The organism is Microbulbifer sp. MLAF003, assembly GCF_030012965.1.
In the GTDB taxonomy this organism is placed as follows: domain Bacteria; phylum Pseudomonadota; class Gammaproteobacteria; order Pseudomonadales; family Cellvibrionaceae; genus Microbulbifer; species Microbulbifer variabilis.
On sequence record NZ_CP120232.1, the window covers coordinates 4,522,501 to 4,543,267 of the forward strand.

Below are 20,767 nucleotides of genomic sequence, written 5' to 3' on the forward strand. Positions count from 1 at the left end.
AACCCTGCGAAGAGGAACTTTGTTTTCGTTAGTAATTCAGAAATTTAATAATTAGTTATAAAAAATTGAAAAATCAGCATAAACCGTTGGCTCATCTTCACCAACAGCAATATTTGTTATCGAGGTACTCGACATAATTGGCCAAGCCATAGAAACTTTGCTTGAGAACCGATCATCCCAACTGAACTTGAAGAGTACACCCGCCCCAGAGAACCTGGCCCAATCATCATCAAGTGTTTCTTCGTAGTTATTAACAAAGCCATAACCAACATCTGCTATAAGGGCAACCTGTACAATGTCGTTTAAGCGCTGTCCGAAAAGAACCGGATTGATCGCTTCAGGAAAATTCACGTACCACTCTGCAGATAAGACCGCTCCTTTATCAGCGGAAAAATCCCTCACTGCAAATGCTCGTACACCATTAGCCCCACCCAATGACATCTGTTCAAACCCGGGTAAGTTGCTTTCGCTATATTGTGCTCGTCCTTTCAGGATAAGTCTTGATTGCTCATCTATAAAAGGCATAGGAAGAAAAAGCAAAGAGCTGGTATTGATCGCCACTTTATTAAAATCATCCCCTCTGCCAGCTTCAACATCATTCTGATGCTCACCATATTGAAGATTCACATTCATTATATTCAACATGGAAAAAAGGCCGTTAGAGAGACTATCCAAATAAACACCAACCTCACCGCCATAAACATGATCGTTTGTAAAAGCAATCGCCCCCTCAAGCTCAGATTCCTTCTCTGTTATTCCGAAAGAGCCTGTCAAATTGAAATCCCGAGAGCGACGGAATTTATGATCTAGAGAAACGGCATAACTTTTATTGACACCGGATATATTGAGTGCATTGATGACATTTTCCTTATTTTCTTCATCGTAGAGATTAAACTCATTATGATCTGCCGAAATCTCTAGTCTGGTACGAGGAGAAAATACAGGGAAACTATATCTAATTTGACCCAAATCAGAACCAAGCTTTTCATCCGTTTCAAGAGCAGATTTTAAATAGCTTACCGTTAACGCATCTCCTATACCCAGTGGATTCAGCCAATCAACCGTGGCATAGGCTCTTTCATTACCTGTATAAAGAGAACCATGATTATCCAACCTTAAAGAAGCCTTATAAGAGCTTGTTTCACGCGCTTTCAAATTAAGTTTGGTTTCTCCAGGATTATCACCAGCGCTAAAATACCCAGTAACATTTAGGCCCGGTAGATCATTGAGAAGGTATAACCCCTCCTCAATACTTTCATGGTTCACCAATTCCCCTCTTTGGCCTTCGAAAGGCTCTGCAAGTTGATCCAGGGCGTAACGCTCATTATCTTCAGCAACAACCTGTCCCAGCAGCCCCTCCTGAACAGTGAGAGTAACTACACCATTTTCAACGTCTTGCGCAGGTATTTGTACTTGAGCAAGGAACAAACCTTGACGGCGATAAAAGTTAGTAAGTTCTGCAGCTATATCTTCCAGGTCCCCATAACTTAGTCCACGTTCCTTATTTTGCTTCTCTATAACACTGACCAGCTTTTTTAATTCTGCAGGGCCAAGGCCTCCCGGATTAAATTGGGCATTCATGTTTCCCAGTAAGATAGCCAGCTCTTCCAAATTTTCTACGGTATATCCACTGGCAAGAATCTTATCTTCCTTCATATATTTAATGCGCAAATCCTCAGCCATCTTCTCGATGGTGGTGCGCTCAATACCAAATTCTGGATACTCTTCTAACCTGTGAAACCGAAACTCTTTGACAGTAATACGTGGCCCTTGATTACGCTGGGAAATTTCGGGGATTTCAGTATTAAGGTTTGGGTCCTCCGCCTCAAAAGTCCGCTGGAGATAGTCTTTTGTTACATCTACTTCGCTAACAGTTGGTGTATTTTGATCGAATGCCTGCCTTACACGACTTCGAAAGCTGGAGTCCTCCTCCTGAGCTTTAGCAGGCATTTGCAGTAGCATAAAACCGGCACTAATAAAGAGTGCCAGTTTGCTTTGTTTGAGCCAGAACATAACTCCCCCAAATAAAATTCTTATTTATTTGCCCCCTGAACTTCTAATTGGGAAAGGCCGAATTACAATTATTTAGTTAACATCCCTAACGATGCGAAACCCTGTAAATTCATCTGCCTGACCATTATGGAGCCGCTTTGTTGTAGCCAGGCAGCGACTCATGGGGTCCAAGCGATTACCCCCTAAGGCCAGCAACTCACCATCGGTGCCACGTGCCCACTCCTGCACATTGCCGACTGAATTCACCAAGCCAAACCTATTAGAAGAGCCGGATTGCGCTGGGACAAATTCAGCTCCCTTCTCGATACCACCATATTTAAGGTGGCAATTTCGATCAGCCAGCTCTTCCTGACCATTCGCACTGGCTGCGGCAAACCATTCCTGCTCGGTGGGTAGACGGTAACTATAACCAGTTTCGTCGCTTAACCAACTTAGGTATGCCTCTGCACTAGTTAATAACACGTTATTAGCTGGCATATTGTCGGCACCGAATTCCAGCGAATTACACTGCTTAGTGATACTGCAGAATTGCTTCAAATCAAGATTACTTATTTCATATTTACCAACAGCAAGAGGCCTGCCACTTACACCTTTGATAACGACCATCGCCGGGCCTTTGCTACCATCTGCAAGACGATCACGACAACTGTAGCGATCTCCTCTACCGCCACTTCCTGGTACCAGGTGCCCACAGAAGTCCAGCTTGAGCTCTTTCAGAGGCTGATAGCTGGGGAGAAGCGCCCTAAACTCATCCACCAGAGCCTCTGTTTGGGTCGGGTCTTTTGCACCCAGATTGGAAGCACAGGTACTGAGTTCTTCACCGATAACCGGACGAATCTGCTGGGCCTTGATATTGTCCACTTTCGCGAGCTGGGAAAGTTGCGCCCCAATAGCCCCCACATTCATATCAAAGCTGCAAGTCAGAACCGCTTCCATCTCATTGAGAATCGCATCTACCTGTTTCTGCTTGATTGTAGCCAGACGACGACGCTCGGCCCGCTCTTCTTGTAAGCGCAGGCGCTCCGCTTCTCGCTCAGCCTCCAAACGCTCAGCTTCAAGACGTGCCTGTAAATTCTCCCTATCAGTCGCCAACTGGGATTTAATCGCCACTGCCCGGCTGGATACCCCATACCAGTTAGCGGCACTTCGAAGCATTAGGTCAGCTTGGTCCAGGTTACCCAAGTTAAGCTGACCAGTTGCGGCAGCTAAGAACAGCTCAGATATCTCACGCCGTGAGGCATCCAGAAAGTCATCATCACCAGGGTTCAGCTCTGAGTATTCCTTCAGCTCCAGACGGAGGTCGTTCTCCCAGGCGGGAGTTAAGATACTCAAGTTAATCAGCCGGCTAATCGCTTCTTTCTTATCACTGATTCGGCGCTCTAACAGCTCCTGCTGCAATTTTCGTTCAAGCTCTATTTTTACCCTCTCTTGTTCGGCGGTATTCTGCTGCTCCAAGTGGTTATAACCAAATCCAGCGCCAATAAGCATCATGGCAAAGGCACTACCCAGAACCCATTTCCAGGTATTACTAATAAAGAATGCCTGCACAAACTTTTCGACGGTATCGGTACGATTTTCCCGCTTCAGCTCCAGGGCAGACTCAAGGGCACGCCATTCTCTGCGGTTCAGCCCCTTGATGCGCTTTGGACGTAACTTCTGCTCAAAAGCCTTATCCGCAGGAGTTTTGTCATAGGGATGGCGACCACAAAACAATTCATAGGCCACACAGCCCAGTGCATAAACATCATCAGAGGGGGCTGGCTCTCCCCCTTTCAACATCTCATAGCTCGCATAAGCGGGCGTCAGTGCCCCAAGACTGCCAGCATCAAATACAGTGGTCTCACCAGTTTTATTCGCAATTCCTCCTTCCGATACTGCTCGCGCAATACCAAAGTCAAAAACCTTTGCGCCTTTCTTACTGGTGACGAAAATATTGCCCGGTTTAAAGTCGGAGTGGACGATTTTATGTGAATGCGCATAGATCAGTGCCTGACAAATATCCGTAAATACGGATCGCGCTTTTTCTGGTTCAAGCCCCACATCTGCATGATCTCGCAGAAGCTTATCTAAGGGTGCCCCTTCCAGGAATTCCATCGTCATAAAGACGCGGTCACCATCACGGTCAAAATCATAAACCGTTACGATGTTAGGATGGGCTAGAGTTTGAGACTTACGCGCCTCACGTTGCAGGGAAATAAAGGCATCAGGGTGCTTCTGAAAATCATCGTTTAACAGCTTAATAGCGACATAGGGTTCGCTGTCGTTAGCTTCTAATTTTCGGCGGTCGAGAGCTTTATAAACTGCCCCCATACCGCCAACACCCAAGAGTTTGTCAAGCTCAAAACGCCCTTTAATCACGGTCTTTGTAACAGCACCTGAGGGTAAGGGTTCGAAAGAGTCAGGAGTATCGATGGGATTAGCCGGTATTCCACCTTCTAACTTAGTGCCGACTTCTTGCTGAACAGAAGCTTTGTGCGGGGCCGGACTGAAGACGGTAGCATCAGTCCCAAAATCTGCAGCAGCATTGGGAATTATCGCTTGGGCTCCACGAACTGGCGGATGGTCATTTGAACCGGTAGCATCCTGGCGCACAACGACAGTGACATCACCATCTTCCGTTAACCCACCTGCAGCTTGCTCCGGGCCGGGCGGAGAGCCACTCGGCCGAACAATACGTGTCTTATCGTTCAATTCCGCCTCCTTGGGAAAGTATTACCAAATATCCAAATGCATAACAAAAATGTTACGGGCTTATCAATTAAGGTAATTTAAAGTGGCAAAGTATATCGAACAGGTTAAGGAGCAACAATCAAGGTATATTCAAAATAATTTGCCTACAGGCGTCATAAGTACACTATCCCAGTAGTGGTGCAGCTAACCGGAATGCTTGCCAATGAATACAACCAATTACATAGGCTTACATGCATGTTTTTTAAACAACCCCAATAATTGAAATAATTTTAATTGGTGCAAGGAAGCTAACAATTCTTAATATTTTCATATTTCTTCCAAATTTTGGCGGGACGGAAAATTAAACCGTAATTCTCTGTATATTTAATTGGTGTCAGAGTCGAATACGCTCAGCGGGCATATACCCAACAACAGTAAAAGGGCTTCGGATAATTGGTGCCAGAGTCGATTAAATAACGAAAAATTATGGTTTTTTTTGCTTTTCTCTCTGTTTAAATCACCCCAGTTGCCACTGCGACGTTACCTGAGCTACTGACTCATCGCCGTGGTAAAGGATTAACCACCAACATCAAAAGCCAACCAAGAGGGAATCCCCATGGCTATCTACATGAACTTCAATAACAAAGCCACCAAAGGCAACGTCACCGCCAAAGGTTACGAAGACTGGATCGAAGTTGACAGCTTCAACTTTGGTGTTGGCCGCGGTATCACCATGGAAGCCGGTGCTACCTCCAACCGTGAAGCCTCTCGCCCAAGCCTGAGCGAAGTCACTTTCACCAAGCGTATTGACGCTTCTTCCGGTGGTTTGTTCAAGTCTTCTGTCACTGGCGACGAAGGTGTGCCCGTAGAGATTCATGTTGTACAGACCGGCGCCAACTCTGTAGAAAAGTACGCTGTTTACAAGCTGACTGACGTAATCATCTCCTCTTACAGCATTGGTGCTTCTGCCGGCGGTGCTCCTCAGGAGTCCGTATCTCTGAGCTTTGCCAAAATCGAAGCCGAACTCGACCACGCTGATAAGACTAACAAGAACCCGAAGAACATGAAGGTTGGATACGACCTCACCACAGCGACTCCGCTGTAATTGGTTCGACTCTTTTCGGGTTGAACGGTGGCCTGCAGAGTACCTGCGGGCTACCGCCCTCCAGTTCTTTAGCTGAGTGCTTATACGAGCACTGACCTAAAGAACTGCAGATTTCTAAAATCTCATTTCTTATTTGGCACCGTAGGGATAGTTGGGGCTGCCCATGGCTACACTCAATCAAGATAAAAGAATGATTACGGTCGACAGCCCAGTCGGCTCGGATGCTTTGATCGCAACGACCTTACAAGGCGAGGAGCATGTCTCCAAGCTATTCCGCTATGAAGTACAACTTCTTTCTGATGATCACGCTATTGAGCAAAAAGATCTTGTCGGCAAACCAGTAACTGTTTCGATTCACCACTCTGAGACACCACGCCATATTAACGGCTATGTTACCCAGTTCTCCCTTCACGATGTAAACGCCGAAGGCGTGCGTAGTTATAGCGCAATTCTTCAACCTGGCCTGTGGTTCACGAGCCTCGGAGGCTCCAACAGAGTTTTCGAAAAGAAGTCCGCCAAGCAAATTCTTGAAGAAGTTCTCGGTGAATACAGCAAGGTTATCAAACTGACCTTAAAGCTAAATGCCGAATACATCACCCGTGAATACTGTGTACAGTTTGATGAAAGCGACTTTGAATTTATCAATCGCTTAATGGCTGAAGAGGGTATTTCCTACTACTTCAAGCACTCTGAAGGGCAGCATGAGCTTGTACTCTGCGATGATCCTCAAGATTTTTACGACTGTGAAAGTGAAAAAATTGAGTATGACGGAGGCGGTAGCCATCCCACAAAAAACACAGTGAGTAGCTGGAGAAGAAACTTCAACTACCATGGCGGCGGTTTTGAGCTCAAAGATTACAGTGAATTTACTGCTACCAAAGACAATAAGCAGCAAGTTAAAACCACCAGTAAGCTGAATGATGTTTCTAACTACATGCGCGGCTTATATGGCCTGAACCACTTCCAGGCTGATGGTGAACACAAGCACAAATTTACTGATAGCTACCATAAAGCACTGGCAGAACGTGCTATGGAAGCACAGGAAGCGCTATTTGATGTCAGCCATGGACGTAGTGACTGCCCCTCCTTTACTGCCGGCGGACGTTTTAATTTTGATCACACGTTGTCGTCAGAAAAGGGGAAGTATCTTATTACGTCTGTGCATGTTTCAGCTGCAGACGGTAACAGTAACGAAACCCACTTCCACAATACCTTCAGCTGTATTCCTTCTGCGGTAATGCCACGCCCACAGCCGAATGTTTCTGCAAAGAAAATACACTCACCACAAGTGGCACGTGTATTGGAAGTAAAAGCAACCGCATCCGACAGCTCTCAGGACCCCTACACCCAACTGAAAGTAAAGTTCCCCTGGAACTCACAACAAAATAGTTGCTGGGTCAGAGTGATGCAGTCTTTTGCCGGAAAAAACTGGGGGGCAAACTTTGTACCCAGGGTAAACCAGGAAGTGGTTGTTACCTACATTAATGGCGACCCGGATAGACCATTGATTACCGGTGCAGTATATAACGGCGATAATCCAGGCCCCAATTACACCGCCACCCAAAGTGGCTGGAAAACCGAGTATGAGGGCAGCACCTTTAACGAGTTGCGCTTTGATGACAAAGGTGGCAACGAAGAAATCTATATGGAAGCCGGTAAGGATCACAACTTTGTTATCCATAATGACCAAACTGGCAAAATAGAAAACAAGCAAACTCTGGAAGTTAAACAGGATCGTAGCATTACCGTAACTGATGGTAGCGAAGTAGTCACCATTGCCAAAGGTGACCAAAAATTGAATGTGGATAAAGGAAACCAGACTGTCACGATTGGTTCAGGCAATCACACACTCAAGATTAGCAAAGGATCGCAAACCACAGATGCTATGGGGGCTATCAAAATATCCTCAAAAGCTTCAATTGAATTAAAGGTTGGGGGCAGTAGTATTAAGCTAACCCCAGCGGGAATCACCATCAAAGGTACAATGCTTTCCTGCAAGGGAGATGCTACAGCTGAAGTTAAAGGCGGCGGCATGCTCACCCTGAAAGGCGGCGTGACTATGATCAACTGATGGGGATTAACTAAGAATGACTGACCTGATCAAAGTACAAGCACTTACCGCGGCGGAGCTGCTAAAAAATTTTGAGGTGAGTGAAGAAGCGGAAGAGCACCTGGTGCCCGATACTGCACCCGAGGTCAGCATTAACCAACTGGTTGACGCGGGTCTTTATCCCGATGCGATCAAACTATTGGCACATGGGCTCCCCAAACGGGAAGCTGTTTGGTGGGCCTGTCTCGCAGCTCGGGATATTCAAAGCCCAGAAACTGATGAAGACAATGTAAATGCATTAGTCGCTGCGGAAAGCTGGGCCAAAAAGCCCAGCGAAGAGACTCGGTTAAAGTGCAAAACCCTGGGCGATAAAACCAAGCACAAAACCCCAGCGAGCTGGGCTGCTACAGCAGCGAGTTGGTGCCATGGAAGTCTGGCGGCGGAAGGTGAGCCTGTAGTTGAGCCGCCAGAACATCTTTATGCACACGCCGTCGCTGGTAGTGTCACTCTCGCTGCAGTTTTATCTGATCCAGTGGATCCCGGCAAAAGATTCGCAAGATACATGAATCAAGGGTTGGATCTGGCTCGTGGCGGTAATGGCAGGATAGAGGACTAAATATGGGCAAGCCTGCTTCACGAATTACTGATATGCATGTCTGTCCGATGGTGACAGGTACTGTACCTCACGTCGGTGGGCCGATCCTCAGCCCAGGTGCTCCAACGGTCATTATCGGCGGAATGCCCTCAGCTACGGTTGGCAGTGCCTGTACCTGTGTAGGACCACCAGATACTGTAGCTATGGGCAGCACTACCGTACTGCTGCAAAAGAAGCCTGCTGCCCGCATGGGAGATACAACTGGCCATGGCGGCAAGATTGTAATCGGATGCCCCACAGTACTGATCGGTGGCTAAATAATATTCCACCTATGGCGCCTTGTATATAAACAATAGATTGTCTGAGCAAATAATAAAGAACCTACCGTTGTTTAGACAAACAAGCGATTATTTATCTTAAAATAATCTGGTGACAGTAACGAAAAACTGGGCTACGTACAAAAAACAAGTAGCCTCTTTATTTTTTAGCCTGATATCCATTAGCTTCAAAGCTAATTAGCTGCATATAAATTTATATATTCTTATCCACTCAGGATGAAGTGCAAATATTAGCTTCAGGTCTTTTCTTGCACTTCATAGAATACAGCCCAGCAGCTACAACTGGATAAATAGTTCTTAGGAAACAAAGGCTAACTTGTCATAGATAATATTAAAAATTACGCTTTAGTTAGCGCATGCACCCATGGCACTCATCCACAGGCAGCGTCAAATAGAACCAGGCAAGATGAAAAAAACCTTGTCAGCTTTAAAATTATAAATCTAAAAATTCAGCCCATAAATCCTAACATGAAAAACTTACTCTTATGCACAATAAAATATTGCCCCTCAAAATCACATTAATTTTACTTCTTCTATCTATTTCAGGAGGAACTTACGGAATGGCATTTTTAAACCCGCTAAAAGCATGCACATTTTCAGAAATGAAAATCCGACTCACCTTAAATGGTGAACCTGCCGTAGGCGCAAAAATTATTCGCACGATTGACTGGAAAGATGAGCAAATTGACCTCTTTACTTCAGATGAAGACGGAAATGTTGATCTTCCTGCAAAATTTGAAAATTCATTTACTCAGGTGCTACCTGTAGAGTTTATTTCCTCACAAAGCATAAACGTGGAATATGAAAATAATAACTATTTAATTTGGATTTATGCAAAAAGAAATCCTGGTGAAAACTCAGAAATGAACGGTGCTCCAATTAATCTATCGTGTGAACTCTCTGACGAGCCAAAAACAGAAAGAAAGTTCAAGTCAGCGGTAAAGACTTCTTGCAAATTTATTTAACCATAAAAAGGATTCAAAATAATGCTCACACCACAATATAGTGCTCAGCTTGCTGCGGATATTTACTTAATTAAGAAACCTAATGACCAAGAGATTTTCTTTGATCTATACAAGGATGACTTTGACATAAAAGAAAACCTCCCCAATAAAATACAAGGGAAAACAGGTGCTTTTACTCTAATAAAAAGTACTCACGCAATGGGCATCGCGACATGTGGTAAAGATAACTTTAAAGGGCAGGCTTTTGTAGCTCTGAAAGGAACTGCCAGCGGTTACGACCTATTAACAGATCTAAATGCAGGTATTAAACGATTCCATACTGGCGGGTCAGTACATCAGGGCTTCTACTATACTTTTGAAAGTTTCTTTCCCCAGCTAGAAAATTTTTCTCAAAATCTTCCATCTAACATACATACAATACACTGCGTTGGACATAGCCTGGGTGGGGCTCTAGCGACTCTAGCTGCAGATTGGCTCTCCTCTAACACAGGAAAAACTGTAAAACTCTACACCTATGGGAGCCCCAGGGTTGGACTTGATCAATTCTCCAATAATTGTAAACGCCGATTAACTCCTCACAATATCTACCGAGTTTATCATCGAGCCGATGCTGTTCCTATGGTGCCTACTTGGCCATTTGTTCATGTACCGAGCGGTGGAATAGGAGATTTTGAACTACCAAGCCCAAGCTATAGTCCTCTTACTAATCATAGCAGCGAAACCTATATTGACTCTGTCGCACCAAATGAAACGAGTCTAGATTGGGATACTGTTAGACAAAGAAAGCCTAAAGGTAATTTGGATAAAAGTATCGAAGCCTGGCTAAAATCAGATGGTATTCTCTCATTATCCATGAATACCGCTTGGATTGCAGGAGAGGCGTTACTCTGGGTCTTAAAGAAGATCGGTCATTTAGCTGGAATCTCTTTGGTTGTCGCAGGAAGTACAACATTTACCATCTTAGACAGGTTGGCAATATTCCTACATAACGCCTACCAAGTAAGTAAAGATATTTCCTTCTGGGTAATGCGGCTAATACGTAGATTTGCTCAGTTAATCGGTATGACTATTGTGGAAGGAGTTGATATCACGGTCTCATTTATGCGCATGGTGTTCTTACGTATGCATCGGGCTATCTCTGACTTAGTAATGAGAGCAGGAAGAATGATTCATTAATCTGACTTAGCAGAAGTAACTATAGTAATATGGCATTAAGTGGTACCCAGCCCAGTAGTGCAATCCAGTTGACTCCACTACTGGGCTAGTTTTCTGATTATTCTACGTTATAGGCAAAGTCACCTTCTTCAGTCGCGGAAACTTTAATTACCTTAACTTCTTCACCTTTCGCCATCTTATCCAGGCACTCACTAGCCAATTCAGGTAACAGAGTTTTATTTAAGATCACCTCAATATTACGGGCGCCAGTATCAGCTTCATGACATCGCGCTACGATATTGATAAGTACATCCTCATCATATGAGAAAGATGCTCCGTAGTGCTCACGCACTCGTTTCTCAACCTTGCGCATATTGATTTTACAAATCTCAACCAGATCCTCGTCATCCAGCGGGTAGTAGGCAACTACATTAGCCCGGCCGAGGAAAGCCGGCTTGAATTTCTGTAACAGATGAGGACGGATATTATCCAACAATACATCCGGTTCAGGCTTTTCCTCAACTTGGTTAAAGATAGCTCTGATAGCGTCTTCACCAGCGTTTGAAGTCATGATAATAACTGTGTTCTTAAAGTCGATATCACGACCTTCACCATCCTTAATCGTGCCTTTATCAAACAAATTGTAGAAAATATCCTGCACACCCGGATGGGCTTTTTCCATTTCATCTAGCAGGATTACTGAATAAGGCTTACGTCGTGCAGCTTCAGTGAGCACACCACCTTCTCCGTAACCAACATACCCTGGTGGAGAGCCCAGAAGCATGGAAACTTTATGCTCTTCCTTGAACTCAGCCATATTAATTGTGGTAATACTTTGCTCACCGCCAAATAGCTCATCCGCTAAAGCCAACGCAGTTTCGGTTTTACCCACACCACTGGTACCGCAGAACATAAATACCCCGACAGGCTTACGGGGATCAGTCAACCCAGCACGGGAGGTACGGATTGCCTGGGCAACGGCCTCAATTGCGTGTGGCTGTCCTATGACACGCTTATTCAGCCGGTCGGCCAGTGTCTTCACTGCAACAATTTCATCGCTCACCATTTTGCCTACCGGGATTCCAGTCCAGTTGGCAACTACCGCAGCTATTGCCTGCTCGTCCACCGCAGGCTGCATGAGTGGTGTATCTCCCTGGATCGCCTCCAGATCAGAGATAAGAACTTTAAGTTGTTCTTGGTAGTCTGCCAACAAGGCAGCATCGGGAGTCTCTTCACTATTACCACCCTGAGTTTTTACAAACTCAGCGTCAATCAGATCACGCAGTTTCTGAATCTGCTCAATCAGCTCATTTTCCTGAGTAAGTTGCTGCTCCAGAGAGGCCTGGCGCTGCTCTTCAGCTTGCTTAAACTCTCTCAATTCAGCCAATTGCTCTTCGTGCTCACCCATTGCCGCATTTTCACGTTCCAACTTGGCCAGAGTGGTAGTAGTGCGATTAATATTAATCCGAGCATCTTCAATTGCCCCCGGCGTAGCCGACTGACTCAAAGCCACCCGAGCACAGGCGGTGTCTAACAGACTTACCGACTTATCGGGAAGCTGGCGGCCGGGAATGTAGCGATGGGACAATTTCACTGATGCGATAACTGCTTCATCCAGAATACGCACCTTGTGATGCTGTTCCAGGGAAGTAGCAATACCACGCATCATATCAATAGCATTGTTTTCATCTGGCTCTTCCACTTTTACCACTTGGAAGCGTCTGGTGAGGGCTGGGTCGCGCTCGAAATATTTTTTGTATTCCGCCCATGTCGTTGCGGCGAGAGTACGCAATTCCCCCTGGCCAACGCAGGCTTCAGCAAGTTAGCCGCATCACCCTGTCCTTCCTTACCACCAGCACCAATCATGGTGTGGGCTTCGTCAATAAATAAAATTATTGGCGTAGCTGAAGCGCGTACTTCTTCGATAACCGATTTCAAGCGATTCTCGAACTCGCCCTTTACGCTGGCGCCCGCCTGTAACAGGCCGAGGTCGAGTGTACGTACAGCGACACCACGCAATGGCTCTGGTACATCACCACTGGCAATGCGCAATGCAAACCCTTCCACGACGGCGGTTTTGCCAACACCGGCTTCGCCGGTAAGAATTGGGTTATTTTGTCGGCGACGGGTTAGGATATCGATACACTGGCGAATCTCTTCATCTCGGCCGAGTACAGGATCGATCTCACCCTTTTTGGCTCTTTCGGTGAGGTTAATAGTGTACTTGTCCAACGCCGGCGCCTTGCTGGCCGCTGCGGCCACCGCAGCAGCTCCATCACTACTGGCTGCCGCAGCTCCTACATGGCTGGATTCTCCGCTCTGACCAAACATCGCTCTAGCTGTTTCACGGACAGATTCCGGGGCTATATTCTTGAGTTCGGGACAAGACTCTAGGATTTGTCGGCGGGAAGTTTCTTCCAATAATAGCGCCGCCAGGAAATGCCCGGAACTGATAGCACGATGGCCATAGTCAATTGAAGCAAGCATCCAGGCATTTTTACCTGCCTCTACAATAGTCGGAGACAGCGCCGGTGGGCGGCTGCTTCCGGAACGGAACCCAGCAATTGCCGTTGCCAACTGTTTGGCGAAATTGGCTGGGTTACAATCATGTTTTTCCAGCAGGTGATACAGGTCTGTATCAGACTGGTCCAACAATTTGAGTAGCCAGTGCTCTAACTCTACATTGTACTGGTTCTGTGCCAAACACAAGCCGGCAGCCCCCTCAAGAGAGTCACGCATGTGCGGTGTCATGGTATCCACTAACCGCTTCAGATCAATATTAATCACGGCGTAAAGGTCCTTTTAAAAATTATTGTTAAATATTACTTATGCTGCTGGTAAAGCTTCATCGGGTGATAAATTTTCAGCACTTAGCGTAATCTGCACTGGATCTACAGCTTCCTGCTCACTGGCCATATGAGTATTCCATCCCAGCAGGGGCTCATGTTCAGATTTCCGATTTAACTGTACCGGTGACACTTGCTTGGAAGGCAGTGATACGGAAAGTTCAAAATCCATTTCAATACCTGCGCTAAACTTAATAAACGCTTTTAATGCTTCCAATTTCTGGGTTCCAGGAGCAATTGTCATAAATTGCTCATAGGCCATTGGTTCTATAATCACCCGGAATTTATTCTGTGCCTGGAAGCAATGAGTCCCCAGGATCGTGTTGGTACCAAGGCAATTATTCACCCCATCAGGAGCCTCATCACACGGGAGTCTACAGAGAATATCTTTGGGTAACGCATCCCATTGCCCCTGGAACTGCTCAATACTCACGATAAGATTAAAGTAGTGCTTGATCATACTGGTCAGAGCTGCCGCAGAGCATCGCTCCTGACCAAGGTGGCCGGCCATTCCCAACATTGCCTCATCAGGTATAGGCATCCGGTAACGCATTTCACTCGTGCCGAGTCCAGCCAGGGAAGCAATAGCTTGGGTGAAAAGATCAGGTTCACGCTCAGTGCGCAGGCGCTGCCGTTCATAATTCACTGGAAGTTGATATTTGTACCAAGCTTGGTAGAGCAGTGACACATGACGATGATTGAACATATCGAGAAAATCACGCAGAGCCGTGTTATTTTCCCTCAGCTCTTTTTGCACAAGCTCAGTCAGGTAGTAAGGCATAACCCCCTGACTACCGATCAAACCGGTAAACCCAACCTCCATATGCCATTGGCTGACATCGGAGTCCTGCCCTTGTGCCCCAACGGATTGCTTTTTCTCAAGTCGTAGAACGTCTGACCCAACAAATGAAAGCCCCGATTGAGCGCTAAAACGCACCAATTCTTTGGATGGTGGTGCGGCTCCGGCAATAGGCTCTTTACAGAACCCGCCATCCGACATTGACACTGCCCGCTCTACCAGACGTACAGCCTGAAAAAAGTCGAAATTGTAGGGTTCTCGGCGCAGCCGCTCTATTACAGTAAAGCTTTTTCGCCGGCGCGAGGTGGCCATCTCTTCAAGTCTCCATCTCTGCCACTCATAGTGGCAATCAATTTGGTAAATGAATTAATAGAGCAATAGAGTCCTAAAAAGCGCTCAATAATACTGGCAAATAAGAGTGGGCTAGTACCAGTAAGCATCATAGAATCGAGTTCTATTTCCACTTCAGTACCCCGGCACAAAACTACACTCTGATCGATCTGTATCGGTGCGGTAACAGGCTTGGTTTGCAACTTAAGCAACGACTCAATTAAGTTGCGCGTGCTGGCAGAATCGCGAAAATCATATAGCCTGAATATCTCCTTGAGGGCGTCACAACCCTGATCACCTGATAGTGAAAGATGATTCAAATTCAGGTGCGAAATTAATCGCCAGAAACCACGCTCTCTTCTCGGAGGTCTCAATGTCGCTGTTGGCGCAACCACACTGGAAATACGACTGGCTGGAACATCTCCATCCACCACCTCTAGATAAGGTTGCGAATTTCCACTGGGTAGTTTTTTTGGCAAATTGCGATTACAGCAAGTTAGCTTAATATCCAGCGTCTGGTCACTGATTCTGTGTGGATTAAAATCGAGATCTACCAGGCTGATATCAACCTCTGAAGCCTGTTCATTGCGATGCTCACCTTCAATAACATCTCTGCGCTGGCTGTACCAGAATGCCGATTGCTCCGCATGATGCTGACTATGCTTAATGCCATAAAATGGTCGGTAATTGGTCGTTTCTCCATCACCATCTGTCGCAGCGACCTCGTCAATGGAATAAATCTCCAAGCCATCACTGCGGCGAGCATCGGGCACAATATGATAATTATATTGAGTGTGACTCAAGGGGATTGGATCAGCACTCTGACTAAATAAGTTGATTACCGGAGTGCAGCCAAGGGCAAACATACTGGGAACCAGTTGTTTTTCCAATTCTTCATGGGTTTCAGAAAGATAGAAATAGAGATTTAGTGTATCACCATAGCTCTCATTCAGAGCATTCTGCAAATTGGCAATATCCAGAAATAGGAATTTTTCTGGAAAAGCGAAATATTCTGTCAGTAGCCGATAGCCAATAAATGCTGTATCGGGGTAAGGCAACAATCCCTGATCTTCGTCCAGCCCTACCTGTTTGATATCATCAGGAGATAGAAATGTTGGTTTAGGGTCACTCTCACCATTGGCTACTACCAACTTTACACACTTTGTCAGCAACAAATCGTAAAGAGCATATACGTGCGTAGCTTGACCGCGCAGGAAAAAACGCAAATTTTCCGGTGTCATTTCCGCAAAACTTAAATCCGGGCTCAAAGCTTTTAAGGACAATTTAAGAACCGCATTTGCCCCCTGGATATCATTACAACCAGGTGCAATAAAGGGCCTGGGCATCAGACTAGCGCTCACGGGCTGAAATGGACTGATATCTACCGGATAATTAGTAGTAAAGCGGCAGGTCTGTCCTTGAAAGCTTTCACTTTCCAATAAAGCACCAGCTGCCACCGGAGTGATAGCATCAAGATCTGCATCCGGCTCAAACTGTACAATAGCGCAGGAGGGAATTGGCCTTAGATAATGCGGATAAAGGGTTTCCAGCATAGCATCTGTCAGCTCGGGAAAATCATCGCTGAGTTTCTGCTGTACCCTCGCATTCATATAAGCGAAACCCGATAACAAGCGTCCCACGAGAGGATCGTCAACTGTTTCCGCATCCAATTGTAATCGCGAGGCCGCTGCGGGATGCATCCGAGCAAATTCAGCAGAAGTTTGCTGAATAAAGGCTAATTCGCGCTCATAGAGATCGATTAATTTTTCACTCATTACATAATCTCAGACACGTCTACCAGTTGGGTCACAGGGTTCAGGGCCGAATCAAACACAATCACTTCTGCCGCCGGATTCACATGCAATACAGCTTCGACTCGAAAACGAATACTCGGATCCTCTACATCAACCTTTTCCTGGGTTGTGACTTTTACCGAGCGAATTCTTGGCTCAAAATTTAGGATTGTTTTTTCTATATCCCGGCAAAACTGTTTCCTGCTGCCCAATGAAGATAAATTTACTGTGGATAAATCCGGGAGACCATAATTAATATTAGAGTGCTCAAGATTATCCAGTCCATCAGGAGCAGAAATACAGCGATAGCGCGTATTAAATAGGTACTCGAGATCGCGTCGCACTCCCTCACGTAATTGCCTCAGAACCTGATGGGATTGATGTATATCCATTCTGCTAGAAGAATCCAGCAGTCTGTCCAGAACCGGTGCCAGCAGGCGCTTTTCCTTTGCCATAAACCTAAGTGCCTCCTACACCTATGGTCGCCAAGGCCGTAGTCAGCTTCAGTTCAGAAACCAAATGATCAACGGTATAATGACTTTTCAAGTGGATAACACTTTGATAGCTACCTGCCTTGCCAGGCTCATCAACCACCCTGACTCGTGCCTCGCGCAATGGATAGCGCGCAAGCATCTCCCACGAAAGATCGTCACGGCCAGTGGTATAACGATCGAGCCACTGTTGTAACTGGCGTTCACAGTCAGCGGCATTCATATAGGCACCAACCTTATCCCTGATCATTACCTTGATATAATGTGCAAAGCGGGACGCACAAAGAATCTGCTGTAACATGGAACTGATACGCGCATTCGCTGTGGCGGCTTTCGAGGTGTATTGCTTAGCCTTTTGTAGAGACGGCACACTATTAAATGCGCTGTAAGGGGTATCATAACAGTGGCTCAAGCAGGCAAATCCCAGCTCAGACAAATCCCTTTCCGCAAAATCTGTAACCAGAATCGAGGTGGACATACGCACCATGGAAGGATTGCTATCCGGTCTATAGGGTATTTTCGGCAACTGGGTTACCAGACCGCCACCCAGGTGATCGCGGGCTACGCCACGAATATGGGAAAACCATCCCACCTCACTAAATTCACGCAGCAGCACGGCGCCTAAGGCAAAACAGGCATTACCCCATAAATAGTGTCGGTTGTGAGAGGCATTAACCTGCTCCTGAAATCGCAATCCACGATAGCGGGAAAATTCAACACTGTAAGGCTCGCGCATAAGTACATGCGGCAGGGTAACCGCAACAAAGCGGCTATCTTCCAGGTCGCGCAAACTATTCCAGCGAATATACTCTTTCTGGCGAAAAACTTCGGAAAACTGGATTGGTTTTGCAAGGTCATCGAAATGATCAATACCAAAGAGATACGGAGTGGCGGCACAAATGAAAGGAGCAAAAGCAGCTGCTGCCGTATGCGCTATCCCCTGCAGTGTAAATACGTCATCGTAGGGGTGATCCGGCATTGGTCGATGGCAGATATAGTAATCGCCCAGTAGTAGGCCAAATGGCTCACCACCCGGAGTGCCGAACTCCTCGTTATAGATTAGGTGGAAAAGACCGGACTGATCAAAATCCGGAGCTCTTTCCATATCTTTGCTCAAATCCCGCCAGTTGGCATCCAGTAATTTGATCTTAATATTGTCCGAGTGCGGCGTATTAAAAACCAGCATGGACAAACCACGCCAACTTGCTTCGAGTTGTTGAAAGCGAGGGTGATGAATGATCCGGTTTACCTGATCACAAATAAGCTCATCCAGCTCCATAATCACGCGGCTGAGATACTGGCGAACAGAAAAATTATCCTTCTTTGAGCAGGGACAAATTTCAGTTAGCCAATATTCAAAGGCAAACAGATCATCCGGCTCACTTAAAAAGCGCCGAAGTTCGCTCTGCTCTCCCTTGGCCAACTTTTCCGGTAGTACGTCTACGTGATCTTCCATTATCTGGTCATGTGTTGCGCAAGGCACCGGAAAACTCCCACAAGCATTGTTCCTGAGAGATTCGACAGAATCCTGGCCTTGAGCAAGGCCCTTTGAAGAGGTGGCCCGCCTCAAACAGGCGGGCCTGTGGCATTATCCAGCGGACGGGATATTCGCCACCATACGCATGGATGTAGTCAGCTCTTCCATCTGCAGCCAAGGCTTCAAATAAGCAACTGCACTGTAACAGCCAGGCTGTCCTGGAATTTCCTTCACTTCCACACGGGCCTCAGAGAGCGGGTACTTCGCCTTCATTTCCGGGCTCGCATCCGGATTTGAGTTGGTGTATTGGGAAATCCACTTGTTCAACCAGCGCTCACAGTCACTGGCTTCCATGAAAGAACCCACCTTGTCCCGAGCCATTACTTTCAGGTAATGGGCGATACGAGAAGTGGCCATCAGATAAGGTAAACGCGCGGAAATAGCTGCGTTTGCAGTTGCGTCCGGGTCATCATAAGTCTTGGCTTTCTGTGCGCTCTGGGAACCGAAAAATACGGAATAGTCAGTATTTTTATAATGGCACAGCGGCAGGAAGCCCTGAGCACTGAGTTCCGCTTCACGGCGGTCGGTAATACCGATTTCAGTAGGGCATTTCTGGTCAAGATCGCCGTCATCACTTTTAAACACGTGTGAGGGCAGACCTTCCACCTTACCACCACCCTCTGCACCGCGAATTGCAGTACACCAGGAGTTTTCAGCGAAAGCTTTGGTCATGGTGGTACCCATAACATAAGAAGCATTCATCCAGCAGTACTGGTCGTGCTCAGCCGGACGGGAAACACCGGACTCATCAACTTCAAACTCCTCAAAATCAAAAGCTTCGATGGGCTTGGTGTTGGCGCCATAAGGGGTACGAGCCAGGGTGCGCGGCATTACCAAAGTCACGAAACGGGAATCATCACTGTCGCGGAAGCTGCGCCACTTAATGTATTCAGCTGACTCAAAAATACCGCCGAGATCGCGGGGCTTGGACAGCTCAGTGTAATCATCAAAACCGAACATACCGGCGCCGGCAGCGGAAATAAACGGACAGAAGCCCGCTGCAGCAACATTCGACATCTTGCTCAGCAGCTCGATATCTTCTGGGTGGCTGGTAAATTCGAAATCACCAATCATGCAGCCATAAGGCTCACCACCAGCGGTGCCAAACTCTTCTTCATAGATTTTCTTAAAGGTCTGGCTCTGGTCAAACTCAACAGCTTTGTCCAGGTCACGGAACAGTTCACGCTTGCTCAGATTGAGCATGCGGATCTTCATTGTCGCCCCGGTTTCAGAGTTCATCACCAAGTGGTTGAGCCCACGCCAGGAGCCTTCCAGCTTTTGGAATTTTTCATCGTGCAGGATTGCGGACAGCTGCTTGGACATAGCCTGGTCAATCGCGCTAACCGCAGTTTTAATGGTCTGAGTCAGGTTGCGATCCCAGGTAACGGTACCTTTTAGGACCTGTTCAGTGAGGTTTGCAATCAGGTCTTGCGCTTCTTGAGGCTCAGTTTGCTTAGTTGCGGCAATCGCCTGGTCCAACAGGCTGGAAGATTGTTCCTCAGCTTCGCTTTCCGCTACATTTTCTACTTCTGTGCTCATTCTGAGTCCTCTCCTTTATCCTTGTTCAGGCCCAGCTGCTCGGAAATAGCGCCTACGTTTTCCGTGCTCTTCAGAATATCTTCCAGAACTTTCTCCAGCTCTTCTGAACGGTCAGCCTTGCTCAATAGGTCACGCAATTTACTGCGCGCCTCCAAAAGCTGCTTGAGCGGCTCAACCTGATCCACAATCTGCTCTGGGGAAAAGTCGTCCATTTGTCTGAAATCGAGATCCACGGCCATTTTACTGCCGTCACCTGACAGGGTGTTCTCCACCTGTAGGTTCAACTTCGGGTTTACCTTGGTCATTACATCGTTGAAATTGTCACGATCGATTTGAACGAATTTACGATCTTTCAACGCCTTGCGATTTTCAGTGTTATCACCTGAATAATCGCCCATAACGCCCGCCACGAAAGGAAGCTCCTTTTTGACTTCTGCGCCATTAGTTTCAACATCATAAGTAATATGTACACGCGGCTTGCGCACACGCTTTAGTTTATTGTGGATGCTTTCAGACATCTCAGGTCTCCTTTCCTAGATTT

General features: G+C 46.5%; 16 protein-coding genes. 6 read left to right on the forward strand and 10 right to left on the reverse strand.

Annotated elements, in window-relative coordinates; all coding sequences use genetic code 11:
- Positions 1–51: 51 nt before the first annotated feature.
- Together P3339_RS21585 and P3339_RS21590 are read right to left on the reverse strand one after the other, a co-directional pair.
- On the reverse strand, positions 52–2,013 hold the full coding sequence (locus P3339_RS21585) for a ShlB/FhaC/HecB family hemolysin secretion/activation protein (protein ID WP_282951855.1): 1,962 nt from the start codon (positions 2,011–2,013) through the stop codon (positions 52–54).
- A 72-nt stretch (positions 2,014–2,085) separates the two neighbouring features.
- Positions 2,086–4,704 (reverse strand): bifunctional serine/threonine-protein kinase/formylglycine-generating enzyme family protein, encoded by a 2,619-nt coding sequence (locus P3339_RS21590; RefSeq protein WP_282951856.1) that lies wholly within the window; start codon positions 4,702–4,704, stop codon positions 2,086–2,088.
- Positions 4,705–5,299: 595 nt separating this feature from the next.
- On the opposite strand from P3339_RS21590, the gene P3339_RS21595 reads away from it, so the two are divergent.
- The 6 genes from P3339_RS21595 (at position 5,300) to P3339_RS21620 (ending at position 10,912) form a co-directional block, all read left to right on the forward strand.
- Positions 5,300–5,788: an Hcp family type VI secretion system effector gene (locus tag P3339_RS21595; protein ID WP_020413589.1), complete on the forward strand. Its 489-nt coding sequence runs from the start codon at positions 5,300–5,302 to the stop codon at positions 5,786–5,788.
- Positions 5,789–5,951: 163 nt separating this feature from the next.
- Positions 5,952–7,859, forward strand: a complete 1,908-nt coding sequence (locus tag P3339_RS21600) for a type VI secretion system Vgr family protein (RefSeq protein ID WP_282951857.1) — start codon at positions 5,952–5,954, stop codon at positions 7,857–7,859.
- 16 nt (positions 7,860–7,875) lie between these two features.
- Positions 7,876–8,454, forward strand: a complete 579-nt coding sequence (locus P3339_RS21605; RefSeq protein ID WP_020413591.1) for a DUF6931 family protein — start codon at positions 7,876–7,878, stop codon at positions 8,452–8,454.
- 2 nt (positions 8,455–8,456) lie between these two features.
- Positions 8,457–8,750, forward strand: a complete 294-nt coding sequence (locus P3339_RS21610) for a PAAR domain-containing protein (RefSeq protein WP_020413592.1) — start codon at positions 8,457–8,459, stop codon at positions 8,748–8,750.
- Positions 8,751–9,331: 581 nt separating this feature from the next.
- Positions 9,332–9,736 (forward strand): DUF6795 domain-containing protein, encoded by a 405-nt coding sequence (locus P3339_RS21615; protein ID WP_282951858.1) that lies wholly within the window; start codon positions 9,332–9,334, stop codon positions 9,734–9,736.
- A gap of 21 nt (positions 9,737–9,757) precedes the next feature.
- Positions 9,758–10,912 (forward strand): lipase family protein, encoded by a 1,155-nt coding sequence (locus P3339_RS21620; protein WP_282951859.1) that lies wholly within the window; start codon positions 9,758–9,760, stop codon positions 10,910–10,912.
- A 97-nt stretch (positions 10,913–11,009) separates the two neighbouring features.
- Here P3339_RS21620 and P3339_RS21625 read toward each other — a convergent pair whose 3' ends face one another.
- From P3339_RS21625 to tssB, 8 genes are all read right to left on the reverse strand, one after another.
- Complete coding sequence (locus tag P3339_RS21625) at positions 11,010–12,683, reverse strand: AAA family ATPase (protein WP_282951860.1); 1,674 nt, start codon at positions 12,681–12,683, stop codon at positions 11,010–11,012.
- Positions 12,596–13,678 (reverse strand): Clp protease N-terminal domain-containing protein, encoded by a 1,083-nt coding sequence (locus P3339_RS21630; RefSeq protein ID WP_282951861.1) that lies wholly within the window; start codon positions 13,676–13,678, stop codon positions 12,596–12,598. The genes P3339_RS21625 and P3339_RS21630 overlap by 88 nt, the downstream gene beginning before the upstream one ends.
- Before the next feature lie 39 nt (positions 13,679–13,717).
- Positions 13,718–14,848: a type VI secretion system baseplate subunit TssG gene (tssG, locus tag P3339_RS21635; RefSeq protein ID WP_282951862.1), complete on the reverse strand. Its 1,131-nt coding sequence runs from the start codon at positions 14,846–14,848 to the stop codon at positions 13,718–13,720.
- Positions 14,812–16,641: a type VI secretion system baseplate subunit TssF gene (gene tssF / locus P3339_RS21640; RefSeq protein ID WP_282951863.1), complete on the reverse strand. Its 1,830-nt coding sequence runs from the start codon at positions 16,639–16,641 to the stop codon at positions 14,812–14,814. The genes tssG and tssF overlap by 37 nt, the downstream gene beginning before the upstream one ends.
- Complete coding sequence (gene tssE / locus P3339_RS21645; RefSeq protein ID WP_020413598.1) at positions 16,641–17,114, reverse strand: type VI secretion system baseplate subunit TssE; 474 nt, start codon at positions 17,112–17,114, stop codon at positions 16,641–16,643. The genes tssF and tssE overlap by 1 nt, the downstream gene beginning before the upstream one ends.
- A 4-nt stretch (positions 17,115–17,118) precedes the next feature.
- Entirely contained in the window at positions 17,119–18,606 is a 1,488-nt protein-coding gene (gene tssC, locus P3339_RS21650; RefSeq protein WP_282951864.1) for a type VI secretion system contractile sheath large subunit, read from the reverse strand.
- Positions 18,607–18,738: 132 nt separating this feature from the next.
- On the reverse strand, positions 18,739–20,226 hold the full coding sequence (tssC, locus tag P3339_RS21655; protein ID WP_020413600.1) for a type VI secretion system contractile sheath large subunit: 1,488 nt from the start codon (positions 20,224–20,226) through the stop codon (positions 18,739–18,741).
- Positions 20,223–20,744 (reverse strand): type VI secretion system contractile sheath small subunit, encoded by a 522-nt coding sequence (tssB, locus tag P3339_RS21660; RefSeq protein ID WP_020413601.1) that lies wholly within the window; start codon positions 20,742–20,744, stop codon positions 20,223–20,225. Before tssB ends, tssC (P3339_RS21655) begins: the two co-directional genes overlap by 4 nt.
- Positions 20,745–20,767: the final 23 nt, after the last annotated feature.